Consider the following 14,118-nt stretch of genomic DNA (forward strand, 5'->3'; position numbering starts at 1 on the left):
GAATTTATTTGTTAAAAATAATAAGTATGGTCTTAAGTAATCTTTTAAGAAGCGTGTTTTTTGTGTGTGGTGCATTTTTATTATTGTCTTTTGATCAGGTTGATCAAAATGATAAAGCACAAGTAAATGCAAAGTATCCTACTCTAACAGGAGCAAATCCTATTATAGTTGCTCATCGTGGTGCATCGGGTTATTTACCGGAACATACCATTGAAGGGTATACTAAAGCCATAGAAATGGGAGCCGACTTTATCGAGCCCGATTTGGTTATGACAAAAGACGGTCAATTGGTAGTGCGTCACGAGCCGATGTTATCAGGGACAACAAATGTTTCTGACATTCTCGCTTTCGCATCAAAAAAAAACACAAAAAATATTGATGGTGCAATGGTAACCGATTGGTTTGTTTCTGATTTTACTTTAGCAGAAATCAAACAGTTAAAAGCAAAACAGGCTTTTGCAGAACGGTCACAAAACTACAATAATTTGTATGCCATTCCCACATTTGCGGATGTGATTGCTTTGGCCAAACAAAAATCTGCTCAAACAGGACGGATCATTGGAATTTATCCTGAAACAAAACATCCTTCTTTTCATGAAGCGCTAAACTTAAAAATCACGGATAAACTGTTAGAAGTTTTGACAGCTGAAGGTTGGAATAATGCCTCATCTCCCGTTTATATACAATCTTTCGAGGTTTCTAATTTGCAATACATCAGAAGCAAATCTTCTGTGAAGATTATTCAATTGTTAGGCTGTTACGATGTGGCACTGAATGGAGATTTGATTTTTACGGTTCCTGCAGGTGAAATTATTTCTGATGGTATGCCTTATGATTGGTATTTAAAAGGAGATACTAGAAATTATGGTTTTTTTAGAACTCAAGCTGGTTTAGATTTTGTTAAAACCTATGCTAATGGTATTGCTCCGTGGAAGCCATTTATTATTTCGTATATAGGGACTGATGCAAATAAAGATGGTAAAGCCGATGATATAAATGCAGACGGGAAAGTTGATGATTCCGATAAAGAGGCGTTGCCGCCAAGCACGTTAATTTTGGATGCACATAAAAAAGGGTTACAGGTGCATGCATATACTTTTAGAAGTGAAGGGAGACGCTTATTGCATAACTATTATAACAATCCAATTCTAGAATACCAAGCTTTCTATAAATTAGGATTAGATGGTTTGTTTTCTGATTTTACAGATATGGCTGTTCAGGCAAGATAATTTCTAATAGTTTGATTTTTTTTGTTTTAAAGAATTAATTGTAAATTCGTTATATAAATAATGAGCCATGAATTCAAAAAAAGAAAATCCGAAAGTTAATAAAGTAGAAGAACCTTCTATAGTTTATGAATCTGCGAAAGTGAAGTTCAAAGGAATAGACAGAGCTACTTTTGATTTTGATGAAGAAGTGAGAAATGGCTATACTCCTGAAGAATTTAAGGCTGAAATGCATAAAAGAATAAAAGGATGGTGTTAAAAACAAAGTAGAGATGCACTGCAGTGCATCTCTACAAGAAAAAAACAAAAAATCCCCACAAACATTAGTTCATGAGGACTTTATGATATGTTTATTTTCTAAAATCTGCAATCTGCAATCTAAAAATTAAGCATTCGCAGTTGCAGCTTCTTTATCAATTTTTCCAATCAAACCAGCCAAAACCTTTCCTGGACCTACTTCAGTAAACAATGTAGCGCCATCGGCAATCATTTGTTGAACCGATTGTGTCCAACGTACAGGAGCTGTCAATTGAATAATTAAGTTTTTCTTGATCTCGTTTGCATCAGAAACAGCCGAAGCGGTTACATTTTGATACACTGGACAAATTGGAGCAGAGAATGTAGTCGCTTCAATGGCTGCAGCCAATTCTTCTCTTGCAGGTTCCATCATTGGTGAGTGAAAAGCGCCGCCAACAGGTAATAACAAAGCACGTTTTGCGCCAGCGACTTTCATTGCTTCACAGGCTTTTTCTACTGCTGTGGTTTCTCCTGAGATTACTAATTGTCCTGGGCAGTTATAATTAGCAGCCACAACAATACCGTCGATAGATGCGCAAACTTCCTCAACGATATTGTCTGCCAATCCTAAAACGGCAGCCATTGTTGAAGGTTTGATTTCACAAGCTTTTTGCATTGCCAAAGCACGTTGAGAAACCAATTTCAAACCATCCTCAAAAGACAAAGCGCCATTGGCAACCAAGGCAGAAAATTCACCCAAAGAGTGTCCTGCTACCATTTCTGGTTTGAAATCTTCCAATGTTTTTGCTAAAATAACGGAGTGTAAAAAAACGGCTGGTTGTGTAACTTTGGTTTCTTTCAATTCTTCTGCAGTTCCTTCAAACATGATGTCTGTGATGCGGAAACCCAAAATTTCATTCGCTTTTTCGAATAATTCTTTTGCCAATGGGGAGTTTTCATATAAGTCTTTTCCCATTCCTGTGAACTGTGCGCCTTGACCCGGAAATACGTATGCCTTCATATATTTATTTTTTATTTATAAAAGTTTAAAGTTCCCCTCAAAAAGGAAACTAAAAATCGTCTGCAAAAGTACTATTTTTTTTAGGAGCAGCAATTTTTTGGGTATCAAGAACAGTTGTCCTGCTGTCATTCCAATCTTTTTGCTCGCCGAAAAAGCGTTCAAAAAGGATTTTCCCTTCCATCAGGGCTAAATGAGATTGTTTTTTATTTCAAAAGAAAATCGAACAAGTACTGTATTTAACCTATTTATAATCAAATTTTCATGGGTTTTTATTTTGTATATTTGGTAGTATTTCCTTTCTGAAAATTGTAGTTTTTTTATTTGTCTTTTTTTAACTCATAACCTATTTATAAAATTATTTGTATAGGTTAGGAAATAGAATTTATCCTTTACGATTTAATTAATATATTTTCTTGAAACACCCAAATGCGTTTGCATATTGTTTTATAATTTAAAATGAAATTTATGAAAGTCTGTGTTATCCGAAAGAGTATAAAGTTTTTGCCAGATTCCAGTAGAGTAATTGCTCGATATTTTATGAGCGGTGAAGAACGGACCAAAGAATTGATTGGTCGTATATTGGCAATGAGCAATCAACAGGTCAATCATACTTTGGAACAAATAAACAGAGAGTTTGCAAGGCGGCATCGAAATATCTCCTCTTTGTTTTTTAAACATTGCGGAAATGTTCGAACTTTAATTGAAGAAATGCAAGTCAATTTTGAGGAACTGTCTGAGGAGAGAAAAATGCTTATTGGGTCTTATCTTACTATGGAATATTCCATAGAATCAGCTGCATTTTTTAACCCTTCCATTGTTGAAGACTTTGACCAGTCGAGTTTAGAAAAAGGAGAGAAACGTGTAGTGATTTCGTTTCGGGCTACAGGAGAAGGTCATGTTTCTTCCATTGTATTTAGAAGAGGAATTATAGACAAAGACAATAATCTAAGGATGATGCGAATTGGAGACAGTATTGATAAGGCTGAAGTTTCGTATAAATTAATGTTCAATAAAAAAAGGATTTTGTCCAAATTGGCAGAAATGCATACACTAGACATTTATTCTCCTTTAATGTTAGATTTGCCTGATGTCTTTGAATATTCTGTGTTTAAGGATTTACTAAATGCAGAATTAATCAATCCAAATATAAGCAAAGAGAAAAAAGAAGCGTATGAAGAAGTGATTTGGTTGCTGGATTCGTTTTATGACATACAATTCAAGCATGATTCTGATATTTCTGAACGAGTTATTTTTCCAATTTACGAAGCTGAGAGTCGTGGGATCGAAGATGCTCGTTTTGTTCGTTTTGTTGATGATGATGGTTCCGAAAGTGTAATGGGAACTTATACAGCTTATAATGGACATTCGATACTTTCAAAATTAATTACCACTGAAGATTTTTACACCTTTCGGGTAATGCCTTTGTATGGTGAAGGGTCACAGAGCAAAGGGATGGCATTGTTCCCTAAAAAGATTAATGGTAAATATGCCATGCTGGGAAGATTAGATGGAGTTAATAATTACCTAATGTATTCGGGACGATCCAACGAATGGAAAAAACCTCAAATTATTCAACGCCCTGAATATCCATGGGAATATACGCAAATTGGGAATTGTGGGTCGCCTTTATGGACCGAAGAAGGTTGGCTGGTTATTACACACGGAGTAGGAGCGATGAGGAGGTATTGTATCGGAGCTTCTTTGTTTGATTTAGATGATCCTTCCAGAGAAATTGGAAGACTAGACGAGCCATTGCTTACTCCTTTGGAAGATGAACGAGAAGGATATGTGCCCAACGTAGTCTATTCTTGTGGTTCTATAATTCATAATAACAGTCTTATTTTGCCTTATGCGGTATCCGATTATTCATCGACTTATGCGGTAATTGACATGACTGAATTGCTTGAAGCTTTAAAAAACAGTAAAAAAGTAGTTGCTTAGTATTAGCATAATCTTAAATTGGCCTAGAATTACAAATGACCAATAATAATTGAAATAAGTTAGCATTGAGTTTTGATTCATATAGTGAATGTGAATTCAGCTAATCTTTTTTATTATTTAAAAACCTATTTTAAAAAAATGACCGAAAAAGAAAAAATGCTTTTGGGCGAAATCTATTTTGCCAATGACAAGCAACTCATAGAAGAACGCACCAAAGCAAAAAAATTATTGCATAAATTGAATGTTACAGAATATATGATGAATGGTAGATCACGTGCCATTCTGAGAGAGTTAATGCCCAATTCTCATAAACGATTGTATATTGAACCGCCATTTCATTGTGATTATGGGTTCAATATTCATTCGGGAGAGAATGTATATTTCAATGTCAATTGTGTGGTTTTGGATACTATGAAGGTAACCATTGGCAACAATGTTTTCTTTGCTCCAGGCGTTCATATTTACACCGCAACCCATCCGCTCAATGCTGTAGAAAGAAGAACTGTTGAAAGTTCGAAATCCGTAAACATTGGCGATGATTGTTGGATAGGAGGGAATTCTGTGATTTGTCCCGGAGTAACTATTGGAGCTGGTAGTGTTATTGGAGCCGGATCAGTAGTAACCAAAGATATTCCTGAAAATTCCTTGGCAGTTGGTAATCCTGCTAAAGTAATTCGGAAATTGAATGGGGATTAGTTTTTTTGTTTGTGTAAAAGTTTAATTCCGAGAGTTTTTGTAAGTTAATCAGTATTTTTTAATGTTTAAAGTAAGTAACGAGAATGAAGAGTTGAAAATCTGTTTTTTGTGTCGTTAGGTACTAAAAATTGGTAGTTAATCCCAGATTCCGCATTAGAAATCTACTTCATCTGAATTCTTCTTCAAAACCAAGAACTTTTTTCAGCTTTTATATTTTACATTGGAGTTCAAGATACGCTTCGCTTGATTCTCCTATTTTTAAATTCAAAATACAAAAGTATTACATCTTCAAAAATAGTCCGTGAGCACCTGCTTTTGTTGAATAATTCAGTTTCGTGACGAAGTCTAATGCGGGTTCTGGGTTAATTAAATTTGAAATGCTCTCTATGTTCCGTAGAGCCTATGCATTTTTACATAATTAGATCTAAATGGAGATTGTTTAGACCCAACGAGACAAAAATGTAGATGAAATTTTTGTGTCAATATTTAGTGCCTAACACCACATTTGAACCCTTAATTTGCATTAATAATAATGTTCTATAAATTTGAGGACTTTAAATATTAATCCTATTAATAAAGCACTCATTCTACATCAAGTATTAATGAAAAGCCCTAATGTTTTAACTTAGGGCTTGTTATTTTTTTTATTTTTAATCGGGTATATGTTTTGAGATTAAGTGATTGTTTTTTTTATAAATTATAAAGTTTTTATTGATTAATACCATAGTAAAATATAAAGACATTCAAAAACATAAAAAACAGAGCAGGTAGTGAAACCCAAAGGCTGTCTTTAAGTTTTAGTCTAACAATTAGTCCCAAAAACATTAAAAGGGCTAGTCCACCAGAAGAGAGTAAAAGCAATGGTTTATAGCTCCAATATCCAATCAATAATCCAATAGCACCCAAAATTTCTAAAACTATCACCAGCAAACCCAATTTTTCTAATTGAAAACGCTTAAATTCCATTTTCATATGGGTTCCAGTAAAGTATATAGTTCCATAAATCAAAAAAGAGATTCCCGAAAAGAAAGTGCAAAAAGTATATAAAGTCATAATTATATGAGTTTGGCCGAGTTTAGAGCAATAAAAACGCTCAATAAAAGCAGTAGTAAAGAGGGTAAACGTTGTTTGAAAGGGTTTCCTGCTTTAAAGTGAAAATATTGCGCAGCTATCATGAAGAATCCCATAAGAGCTGCAGGAATCGTGACTAGTGATTCGTACCATATGCCTACTATTAATAAAGTGGCTAGAACCGTTTTTGCAAAACCCACAAAACTTCTGGTAACATCGTTCAAACCAAACTGTTTAAATTCCTTGATTACGTTGTGTATTCTAAATATCCAAACAAAGGCAACTGATGCGGCTAAAATAATTTGAGCTGTAATTACTAAATTTGTCATTATTATTTAATTTAAAGATTACTAATTAATTTTGCTTGATAATTCCAATTTGAAGTAAAATTATTTTTTAATATTTTTTCGTTTATCTATGATAAATCTTCAATTAAAATCATTTTTAACGTTCCGTTTTTTGTACCTGTATGCTTTGTGATACCATAAGATTTTTATAAAGCAGATAATTTTATAACTCAAATATATAGAATTTGTATTCAACTTCCAACAACTAAATTATTTAGATAATTTGTGTAATAATGCAATAGTTCTAAAAAAAAAGAAACTGTGATGCCAGTTGATTGATTTTGTATTGATTTTAGAAAAAAAGTAAAAAATAGGATGTATTTTTTACTTTTTTTCTACATTATAATTGTTTTCAATCTTATTTTTTTATAAAGTCTCTAACACGAAATGTGCTAATCTTTAAAGTTTAAAAAAATTAAGGCTTTTTGATTTAGTACGCTATTGGGATTTCCATTAACAGAAACTTTGCGTCTGTTGTTGCTTTGATGTCCAAAGTTTCGAAATCAGTTATACCTAAACCATCACGAGTCTCCAATTCCTGACCGTCAACAGTAATTGTTCCTGAAATCACAAAAACATACATGCCATTTCCTTCTTTTTTTAGTTCGTATTTTTTTGAAAATTCAGCGCTAAAAGCAGCTAAGTGAAACCAAGCATCTTGGTGAATCCAAACTCCGGCATCATCAGGATTAGGAGATACAATTTGAGCAAAATTATTTTTTTGCTCACTAGTGTCTAATGTGATTTGTTGGTAACGAGGTTCTACATTTCTCACTTTTGGGAATACCCAGATTTGAAAAAGTTTGGTTCGTTGCTCTGCATTTGGATTGAATTCACTGTGTTGAATTCCAGTTCCAGCACTCATTACTTGAATGTCTCCAGTTTTTATAACTTCGGTATTGCCCATACTGTCTTTGTGAGCCAAATCCCCTTCTAGCGGAATAGTAATGATTTCCATATTGTCATGCGGATGTGTGCCAAAACCCATTCCGGCTGCAATTGTGTCGTCGTTTAAAACGCGTAATGCTCCAAATTGAACTCTATCTGGATTGTACCAACTCGCAAAGCTAAAACTATGATAAGCGTTTAGCCATCCATGATCTGCGTGTCCTCTTGTATCTGCTTTGTGTAAAACTGTAGTTGCCATGATGTATAAATTTAGTGATTTTTATTATACAAATTTACAACCGTTTGGAGCGATTGACACTTAATCTAGATTAAGAAGGGAAGTTATCGGTTATTAGTTATGAGTTGTGAGTTTCTGTTAATGGTAATCATTGTGAGGTAGGATGAAAATGGATAGTATTTTTTTACTGATAATAAAAAGCCGATAACTGAAAACTACTTTCTCAGTAATCTTGATTTCATTTTGCTAAAAAATTCTGGAGTAACTCCAAAATAGGAAGCTATTTGTTTTTGGGCGACTTTCTGAAGGAGAGTGGGGTATTTTTTGCAGAATTTTTCAAAACGTTCTTCAGCAGTGAGGCTGAGGTTGTCCATCAACCGTTCTTGGTTGGCTACGAGTGAGTTTTCGGTAAGTATTCTAAAGAAACGTTCGAGTTTTGGGATTTCACGATACAGTATTTCTTGATTTTCTTTGGATAATAAAACCACTTCGGCATCTTCCAAGACCTCTATAAATAAGTTGCCTGGTTTTTGCGAAAGTAAACTGTACATGTCGCCAATCCACCAGCCTTCGCAAGCAAAACTCATTACGTGTTCTACAATATTGTCATTAATATTGAAACTGCGCAGAATACCTGAATTGACAAAATAAGAATGTTTACAAATCGCTCCGCTGCTTAATAATATGGTTTTGGCTTTGTAATGGTGTATTTCTATTTTGGACAAGAAAAGTTCTTGCTCCTGTGTTGTAAGCTTTACATGTTGCCCAATAGTATTAAGTATTAATGTCATTTATTTTTCTTCTGGAAGTAAAATGAAAGTTGTGGCTTGAAAGCGATTGTTTACGATTTTTCCAGTAACTTCAGCTTTTCTAATCACTTCGCAAAAACCATTTTTGGCATGTGCGTTTCCGTGGTCGTCTATTTTGGTTCCGTCAACAAAGTATGTTTTTCCATCGATTCGAACTGCTAGATCACAGCTTTTTCCTTTCATTCCAAAATTGCATTCGCCACATGAAACTTCGACTATTTGAGATTTTTGTTCTGATTTTTGTTCTTGTGCCTGTAGTACGAAAGCGAAGAAGATTATTATAATTGTTGCTAAATTTTTCATATTTTTAATAATTTACGGTTACTAATTGGGCAGCTTCTTTTGCTTTTTCTACTAATTCCTCAATTGGAGTGTCTAAGACATCGTTGACTAAAGCGACTCCCATTCTGCGATAGGGTCTTGATGTTGGTTTGCCGAAAATTCTAAAATCGGTTTTGGGTAAAGCTGCAATTTTCTCTATTCCGGTATAATTTGGATTTGTTGAATTTTCAGAAGCTGCAATTACGGCACTCGCTCCTGCTTTTTCTAAAGTGATTTCGAAAATTGGTAAACTTAAGATGGCACGTAAATGCAATTCGAATTCATTGAAGTTTTGCGTTCCCGCCAAAGTAACCATTCCAGTGTCGTGAGGTCTTGGTGATAATTCAGAGAAATAAACACCGTCATCGGCAAGGAAAAATTCAACACCAAATAATCCCGCTCCGCCCAAAGCTTCCGTTACTTTTTCAGCCATATCTTGAGCTTCGTATAAAGCTGCGTCTGATACTTTTGCGGGTTGCCAGCTTTCCTGGTAATCGCCACGTTCTTGTCTGTGACCGATTGGGGCACAAAATAAGGTGGGGTTGTCGTTTTGAACAACGGTCAATAAGGTAATTTCCGAATTGAATTTGACAAAAGCTTCAACGATAACTTCAACTACATCGCCACGAGATCCTTCTACAGCATATTGCCATGCTTTGTCAATGTCGGTAGCAGTTTTTATGGTGGATTGCCCTTTTCCAGAGGATGACATTAGTGGCTTTACTACGCAGGGCATTCCAACGGCTTCAACTCCTTTGCGTAATTCTTCGGCAGAAGTGGCGTAGCGGTAATTGGCGGTGCGTAATCCGAGTTCTTTGGCAGCCAAATCTCGAATGGCTTTTCGGTTCATCGTAAAGTTGGCTGCTTTTGCAGAAGGAACTACGGTAATGCCTTGTTTTTCGTAATCATAAAAACGTTCGGTTCTGATGGCTTCTATTTCAGGAACGATAAAATCGGGTTGGTGCTTGGCAACGATTTTGTCTAAAGCATCTCCATCCAGCATATTGATGACTTCAAAACCCTGTGCAACTTGCATAGCTGGTGCGTTTTCGTAACTGTCAACGGCAATTACGGTTTGTCCGATGCGTTGGGCAGCAATTACAAATTCTTTTCCTAATTCGCCTGAGCCTAGAAGTAATATTTTCATTGAAAGAAGTTTAGAAAGTTTAGAAAGTTTATGAAGTTTTTGGTTTTATTTTATATAATTATAACAAAAATACATTATTTGTGTGAATTTCTTTTAGGAATGCTTACTGTGTTTTTGCTGATTTTTTTGAAATATTCTAAACGTGTTTTTAACCGTTAGCCCGCGTGAGGGACAGGAATAAGCTACCGAAGTAGCATGTATGGCCCGACAGCATAAAACAAAGGGGCCGACTGAGCGTTAAGATAAGTTGGCCCCTTTGCTTTATGGTGGCACGCCCAAAATGGTCTTAAAAACAAAAATAGTTTAAAGTATAAAGTAATGAAACTTTAAACCTTAAACTATTTTAAACTTTAAACAAGCTTTTATGTTATGCTAAAACTTCAGTAAGCGAAACTGCTTCTTTGATTCTGCGTAATGCTTCTTTTAATAAATCTTCGCTGGTTGCATAAGAGAAACGGATACAATCTGGGTTTCCGAATGCGTCTCCAGTTACAGTAGCTACATTTGCTTCTCCTAATAAGTACATTGAAAAGTCATTGGCGTCTTTGATAAATGTTCCTTTTAATGTTTTTCCGAAGAAAGAAGAAACGTCTGGGAATACATAGAATGCTCCTTCTGGAACGTTGATTTTTACTCCTGGAATATCTTTTAACAATCCAACAACTAAATCTCTACGGCTTTGGAAAGCGTCAACCATGTGTTTTAAAACGCTTGGGTCAGCATCTACAGCAGTAATAGTAGCACGTTGAGCAATACTGTTTGCGCCAGAAGTTACTTGTCCTTGGATTTTGATACATGCTTTTGCGATGAATTCTGGTGCTCCAATATATCCAATTCTCCATCCTGTCATAGCAAATGCTTTGGCAACTCCGTTTACTGTAATAGTTCTTTCCAACATTCCTGGTATAGAAGCGATACTGCAGAAAGTTCCTGAGAAATTGATATGTTCATAAATTTCGTCAGCCACTACATATACGTGTGGGTGTTTTTCTAACACTTTGGCAAGAGCCGTTAATTCTTCTCTGTTGTAAACCGATCCACTTGGGTTACATGGAGAAGAGAACCACATCATTTTTGTTTTTGGTGTGATGGCTGCTTCAAGTTGTTCTGGTGTGATTTTGAAATCGGTATCTACAGAAGTAGGAACTTCTACAGGAACTCCTCCTGATAATTTCACAATTTCGAAATAACTTACCCAGTAAGGCGCAGGTAAAATTACCTCGTCACCGTCATTAAGCATTACTTGTGCAATATTGTATAAAGATTGTTTGGCTCCCGTTGAAACTACAATTTGAGAAGGTGTATAATCTAGGTTATTATCTCTTTTAAATTTTCTGCATATTGCTTCTTTCAATTCACCGTAACCTTCTACTGGAGAATAGGTGCTGTAGTTTTCGTCTATCGCTTTTTTTGCGGCTTCTTTGATGAAATCTGGAGTATTGAAGTCAGGTTCTCCTAAACTTAAACTGATAATGTCTTTTCCTTGCGCTTTTAATTCTCTTGCCAATGCAGCCATTGCTAATGTTTGCGATGTGGCTAGATTGTTAATTCTGTCTGAAAGTGGATTGCTCATTAAAATGTAATTTTTTGGTTTATTCTTTTTTAGATAATTATTATAGAGCGGGTTCTAGACCCAAAGTTCTTAAATGCTTAAAGTGAGCAATAACAGCGGCTGTCATTGTTTTGTATTCGTAATAAGGCAATTGACATTCTTTGGCCGTTTCTTTTACGATTTTTGCAATTTTGCCATAATGAACATGGCTAATGTGTGGGAAAATATGGTGCTCAATTTGGTGATTCAAACCTCCAGTGTACCAGTTTACAATTTTGTTTTTTGGAGCAAAATTAACAGTAGTAAACAATTGATGAATAGCCCAAGTGTTTTCCATTTCGCCAGCTTCGTTTGGTTGCGGATTGGCAGCTTCGTCTACTACGTGTGCCAATTGGAATACAATACTTAAGATTAGTCCAGCAGTGTAGTGCATAACGAAAAATCCAATAAGAACTTTCCACCAAGTGATTCCAATTACGATAGGTAAAACAATCCAAATCGATAAGTAAATAACTTTTGTGATAATTAATGTTGTCCAAAGTGTTTTTGGGCTTTTTGGTTCGCCATAAGATAGTTTTCTTTTTAGGTAGCTACTCATTTGTTTAAAATCAGTTGTTATTGCCCAATTGAAAGTCAATAATCCGTATAAAAACACTGCGTAATACTGTTGGAATTTATGGAATTTATGCCATTCAGCTTCTTTGGAAAAACGCATAATTCTTCCTGCTTCCAAGTCTTCGTCATGACCAATAATGTTGGTGTAAGTATGGTGTAAAACGTTATGCTGTACTTGCCAGTTGTGCACGTTTCCTGCTAATACATATATGGTTCCTCCCATGAATTTATTCACCCAACTTTTGGTTGAATACGATCCGTGATTGGCATCGTGCATTACGTTCATTCCAATTCCGGCCATCCCAATTCCCATAACAATGGTCAGTAGCAAGTGAGCCCAAAATGGCATGTCTAAAGTTAGAATTAAGAAGTATGGAACAAGGAAAACAGTAAATAGAATTACAGTTTTTAAATGTATCTTCCAATTTCCCGTTTTTTCTATATTATTTTCTTTAAAATAACTGTTAACTCGAGAGTTAAGCGTTCTAAAAAACTTTAAATTGTCTAGCTTTGCAAATGTAGGTGCGGTATTGCTCATATAATTTTTTGAATATTTGCAAAGGTAACCAATATAAATTTTCAACATACAATATTGAGTTAAATATTTATAAGCTAAAAGCAGTACTTTTGTTAAAAATTTTTAAAATGGACGAGATTATAAAGTATTTTCCTAACCTATCTGATAATCAGAAGGAACAGTTTCAAAAATTGGATTTTTTATACCACGATTGGAATGAAAAAATCAATGTAATTTCCCGTAAAGACATTGATTCTTTGTACACTAAACACATTTTGCATTCTTTGGCCATTGCCAAAGTCAATACCTTTGAACCTGGGACTTATGTGTTGGATGTAGGTACTGGAGGTGGTTTTCCAGGTATTCCGTTGGCGATTCTTTTTCCAGAAACCCGCTTTTTTCTAATTGATATTATTGCCAAAAAAATAAAAGTGGTTCAAGCTGTTGCAGAAGCATTGGAACTAAAAAATGTAAAAGCAGAGCAACTTCGCGCCGAAAATGTAAAAGGCGATTTCGATTTTATCGTAAGTCGTGCCGTGACCAATATGCCTGATTTTGTTTCATGGGTGAGAACTAAAATCAAGAAACAAAGTAAACACGAGTTGAAAAATGGTATTCTTTATCTAAAAGGCGGAGACTTAACCGAAGAATTAAAAGATTTCCCTAAAGCGACTGAATATAATATTTCTGATTTCTTTGAAGATGAATTCTTCGAGACTAAGAAAGTGGTGCATTTGCCGTTGAAGTTTGTGGTGTAAGTATGTTGAAAAATAGCTAGTCAAGAAAAAAAAACGAATTGAATGGTTAAGAGAATACAATTATTATGTTTTTTGGCGGTGTTTTTTATTGCTGCCAAAGGAAATGCGCAAAATTCTGAAGTAGGGAATTGGTTTCTGTATTTCGGGAATCAAAAAATAAATAATCGATGGAATTGGCACAATGAAGTGCAGTATCGAAATTATAATTTCGCAGGAGATTTAGAGCAACTGCTTTTAAGAACAGGGATTGGATATAATATATCCGAAAACAATAATAATGTACTTTTGGGATATGCTTACATCCATTCAGAACCTTTTATTGCTGGAACAGATGATAAGTTTAAAACTGATGAGCATAGAATATTTCAGCAGTTTATTACCAAAGAGCAATTTGGTAGAGTAAATATTCAGCATAGATACCGTTTTGAGCAGCGATTTATTGATGAAAATTTCAAGATGCGTTTGCGTTATTTTCTGTCTTTGAATGTCCCAATTAACAAAAAGGTAATGGATAAAAATGCTATTTATGCTTCTGCATACAATGAAATTTTCATCAATACTGAAGCCAATTATTTTGATAGAGATCGAATTTATGGAGGTGTTGGTTATTGTTTTAATAAAAGTTTAAAAATGGAAGTGGGTGTGATGTCACAAATCTTGTCGAACTCAAGTAGAACCCAATTTCAAATTATGTTTTTTAATAGTTTGCCTTTTTAGGTTTTTATGCTTTTTTT

At 34.8% G+C, this 14,118-nt stretch carries 16 protein-coding genes; 6 read left to right on the plus strand and 10 right to left on the minus strand.

What is annotated here, in order from left to right:
* Positions 1–26 precede the first annotated feature (26 nt).
* Positions 27–1,229 (plus strand): glycerophosphodiester phosphodiesterase, encoded by a 1,203-nt coding sequence (locus AC8GF4_RS02145; RefSeq protein WP_506592338.1) that lies wholly within the window; start codon positions 27–29, stop codon positions 1,227–1,229.
* A 67-nt stretch (positions 1,230–1,296) separates the two neighbouring features.
* Positions 1,297–1,485 carry a hypothetical protein gene (locus tag AC8GF4_RS02150; RefSeq protein ID WP_506592340.1) on the plus strand — a complete coding sequence of 63 codons (189 nt, stop codon included), beginning with the start codon at positions 1,297–1,299 and terminating at the stop codon, positions 1,483–1,485.
* A gap of 126 nt (positions 1,486–1,611) precedes the next feature.
* Here AC8GF4_RS02150 and fabD read toward each other — a convergent pair whose 3' ends face one another.
* The gene (gene fabD / locus AC8GF4_RS02155) at positions 1,612–2,484 is read right to left on the minus strand and encodes an ACP S-malonyltransferase (RefSeq protein ID WP_506592342.1); all 873 of its coding nucleotides are present in this window, start codon (positions 2,482–2,484) and stop codon (positions 1,612–1,614) included.
* A gap of 49 nt (positions 2,485–2,533) precedes the next feature.
* Positions 2,534–2,665, minus strand: coding sequence for a hypothetical protein (locus tag AC8GF4_RS02160; protein WP_506592344.1), 132 nt, complete (start codon positions 2,663–2,665; stop codon positions 2,534–2,536).
* Between the two features lie 284 nt (positions 2,666–2,949).
* Between AC8GF4_RS02160 and AC8GF4_RS02165 the strand changes: the two genes are divergently transcribed.
* Together AC8GF4_RS02165 and AC8GF4_RS02170 are read left to right on the plus strand one after the other, a co-directional pair.
* A complete protein-coding gene (locus AC8GF4_RS02165; protein ID WP_506592346.1) occupies positions 2,950–4,425 on the plus strand; it encodes a glycoside hydrolase family 130 protein in 1,476 nt (491 codons plus the stop codon).
* A gap of 138 nt (positions 4,426–4,563) precedes the next feature.
* A complete protein-coding gene (locus AC8GF4_RS02170) occupies positions 4,564–5,121 on the plus strand; it encodes a sugar O-acetyltransferase (protein ID WP_506592348.1) in 558 nt (185 codons plus the stop codon).
* 708 nt (positions 5,122–5,829) lie between these two features.
* On the opposite strand, the gene AC8GF4_RS02175 is transcribed toward AC8GF4_RS02170, so the two are convergent.
* The 8 genes from AC8GF4_RS02175 to AC8GF4_RS02210 form a co-directional block, all read right to left on the minus strand.
* The gene (locus AC8GF4_RS02175; RefSeq protein WP_506592350.1) at positions 5,830–6,174 is read right to left on the minus strand and encodes a DoxX family protein; all 345 of its coding nucleotides are present in this window, start codon (positions 6,172–6,174) and stop codon (positions 5,830–5,832) included.
* Between the two features lie 2 nt (positions 6,175–6,176).
* Positions 6,177–6,521: a DoxX family protein gene (locus AC8GF4_RS02180; protein WP_506592352.1), complete on the minus strand. Its 345-nt coding sequence runs from the start codon at positions 6,519–6,521 to the stop codon at positions 6,177–6,179.
* A gap of 448 nt (positions 6,522–6,969) precedes the next feature.
* On the minus strand, positions 6,970–7,686 hold the full coding sequence (locus tag AC8GF4_RS02185; RefSeq protein ID WP_506592354.1) for a pirin family protein: 717 nt from the start codon (positions 7,684–7,686) through the stop codon (positions 6,970–6,972).
* Positions 7,687–7,880: 194 nt separating this feature from the next.
* Entirely contained in the window at positions 7,881–8,456 is a 576-nt protein-coding gene (locus AC8GF4_RS02190) for a Crp/Fnr family transcriptional regulator (protein WP_506592356.1), read from the minus strand.
* The gene (locus tag AC8GF4_RS02195; protein ID WP_506592358.1) at positions 8,457–8,777 is read right to left on the minus strand and encodes a DUF6370 family protein; all 321 of its coding nucleotides are present in this window, start codon (positions 8,775–8,777) and stop codon (positions 8,457–8,459) included.
* A 4-nt stretch (positions 8,778–8,781) separates the two neighbouring features.
* Complete coding sequence (gene purT / locus AC8GF4_RS02200) at positions 8,782–9,942, minus strand: formate-dependent phosphoribosylglycinamide formyltransferase (RefSeq protein ID WP_506592359.1); 1,161 nt, start codon at positions 9,940–9,942, stop codon at positions 8,782–8,784.
* A 367-nt stretch (positions 9,943–10,309) separates the two neighbouring features.
* Positions 10,310–11,515, minus strand: a complete 1,206-nt coding sequence (locus AC8GF4_RS02205; RefSeq protein ID WP_506592361.1) for a pyridoxal phosphate-dependent aminotransferase — start codon at positions 11,513–11,515, stop codon at positions 10,310–10,312.
* Between the two features lie 40 nt (positions 11,516–11,555).
* Complete coding sequence (locus AC8GF4_RS02210; protein ID WP_506592363.1) at positions 11,556–12,647, minus strand: fatty acid desaturase family protein; 1,092 nt, start codon at positions 12,645–12,647, stop codon at positions 11,556–11,558.
* 107 nt (positions 12,648–12,754) lie between these two features.
* On the opposite strand from AC8GF4_RS02210, the gene rsmG reads away from it, so the two are divergent.
* Positions 12,755–13,384, plus strand: a complete 630-nt coding sequence (gene rsmG / locus AC8GF4_RS02215) for a 16S rRNA (guanine(527)-N(7))-methyltransferase RsmG (protein WP_506592365.1) — start codon at positions 12,755–12,757, stop codon at positions 13,382–13,384.
* Positions 13,385–13,426: 42 nt separating this feature from the next.
* Complete coding sequence (locus AC8GF4_RS02220) at positions 13,427–14,101, plus strand: DUF2490 domain-containing protein (RefSeq protein ID WP_506592367.1); 675 nt, start codon at positions 13,427–13,429, stop codon at positions 14,099–14,101.
* The last annotated feature ends 17 nt before the right edge of the window (positions 14,102–14,118 follow it).

Source organism: Flavobacterium rarum (SeqCode), assembly GCF_965234445.1.
Lineage (GTDB): Bacteria > Bacteroidota > Bacteroidia > Flavobacteriales > Flavobacteriaceae > Flavobacterium > Flavobacterium rarum.

Coding starts and splice junctions, on each gene's coding strand:
- AC8GF4_RS02145 (WP_506592338.1), top strand. CDS start 27: ATGGTCTTAAGTAATCTTTTAAGAAGCGTGTTTTTTGTGTGTGGTGCA.
- AC8GF4_RS02150 (WP_506592340.1), top strand. CDS start 1,297: ATGAATTCAAAAAAAGAAAATCCGAAAGTTAATAAAGTAGAAGAACCT.
- fabD (WP_506592342.1), bottom strand. CDS start 2,484: ATGAAGGCATACGTATTTCCGGGTCAAGGCGCACAGTTCACAGGAATG.
- AC8GF4_RS02160 (WP_506592344.1), bottom strand. CDS start 2,665: ATGGAAGGGAAAATCCTTTTTGAACGCTTTTTCGGCGAGCAAAAAGAT.
- AC8GF4_RS02165 (WP_506592346.1), top strand. CDS start 2,950: ATGAAAGTCTGTGTTATCCGAAAGAGTATAAAGTTTTTGCCAGATTCC.
- AC8GF4_RS02170 (WP_506592348.1), top strand. CDS start 4,564: ATGACCGAAAAAGAAAAAATGCTTTTGGGCGAAATCTATTTTGCCAAT.
- AC8GF4_RS02175 (WP_506592350.1), bottom strand. CDS start 6,174: ATGACTTTATATACTTTTTGCACTTTCTTTTCGGGAATCTCTTTTTTG.
- AC8GF4_RS02180 (WP_506592352.1), bottom strand. CDS start 6,521: ATGACAAATTTAGTAATTACAGCTCAAATTATTTTAGCCGCATCAGTT.
- AC8GF4_RS02185 (WP_506592354.1), bottom strand. CDS start 7,686: ATGGCAACTACAGTTTTACACAAAGCAGATACAAGAGGACACGCAGAT.
- AC8GF4_RS02190 (WP_506592356.1), bottom strand. CDS start 8,456: ATGACATTAATACTTAATACTATTGGGCAACATGTAAAGCTTACAACA.
- AC8GF4_RS02195 (WP_506592358.1), bottom strand. CDS start 8,777: ATGAAAAATTTAGCAACAATTATAATAATCTTCTTCGCTTTCGTACTA.
- purT (WP_506592359.1), bottom strand. CDS start 9,942: ATGAAAATATTACTTCTAGGCTCAGGCGAATTAGGAAAAGAATTTGTA.
- AC8GF4_RS02205 (WP_506592361.1), bottom strand. CDS start 11,515: ATGAGCAATCCACTTTCAGACAGAATTAACAATCTAGCCACATCGCAA.
- AC8GF4_RS02210 (WP_506592363.1), bottom strand. CDS start 12,647: ATGAGCAATACCGCACCTACATTTGCAAAGCTAGACAATTTAAAGTTT.
- rsmG (WP_506592365.1), top strand. CDS start 12,755: ATGGACGAGATTATAAAGTATTTTCCTAACCTATCTGATAATCAGAAG.
- AC8GF4_RS02220 (WP_506592367.1), top strand. CDS start 13,427: ATGGTTAAGAGAATACAATTATTATGTTTTTTGGCGGTGTTTTTTATT.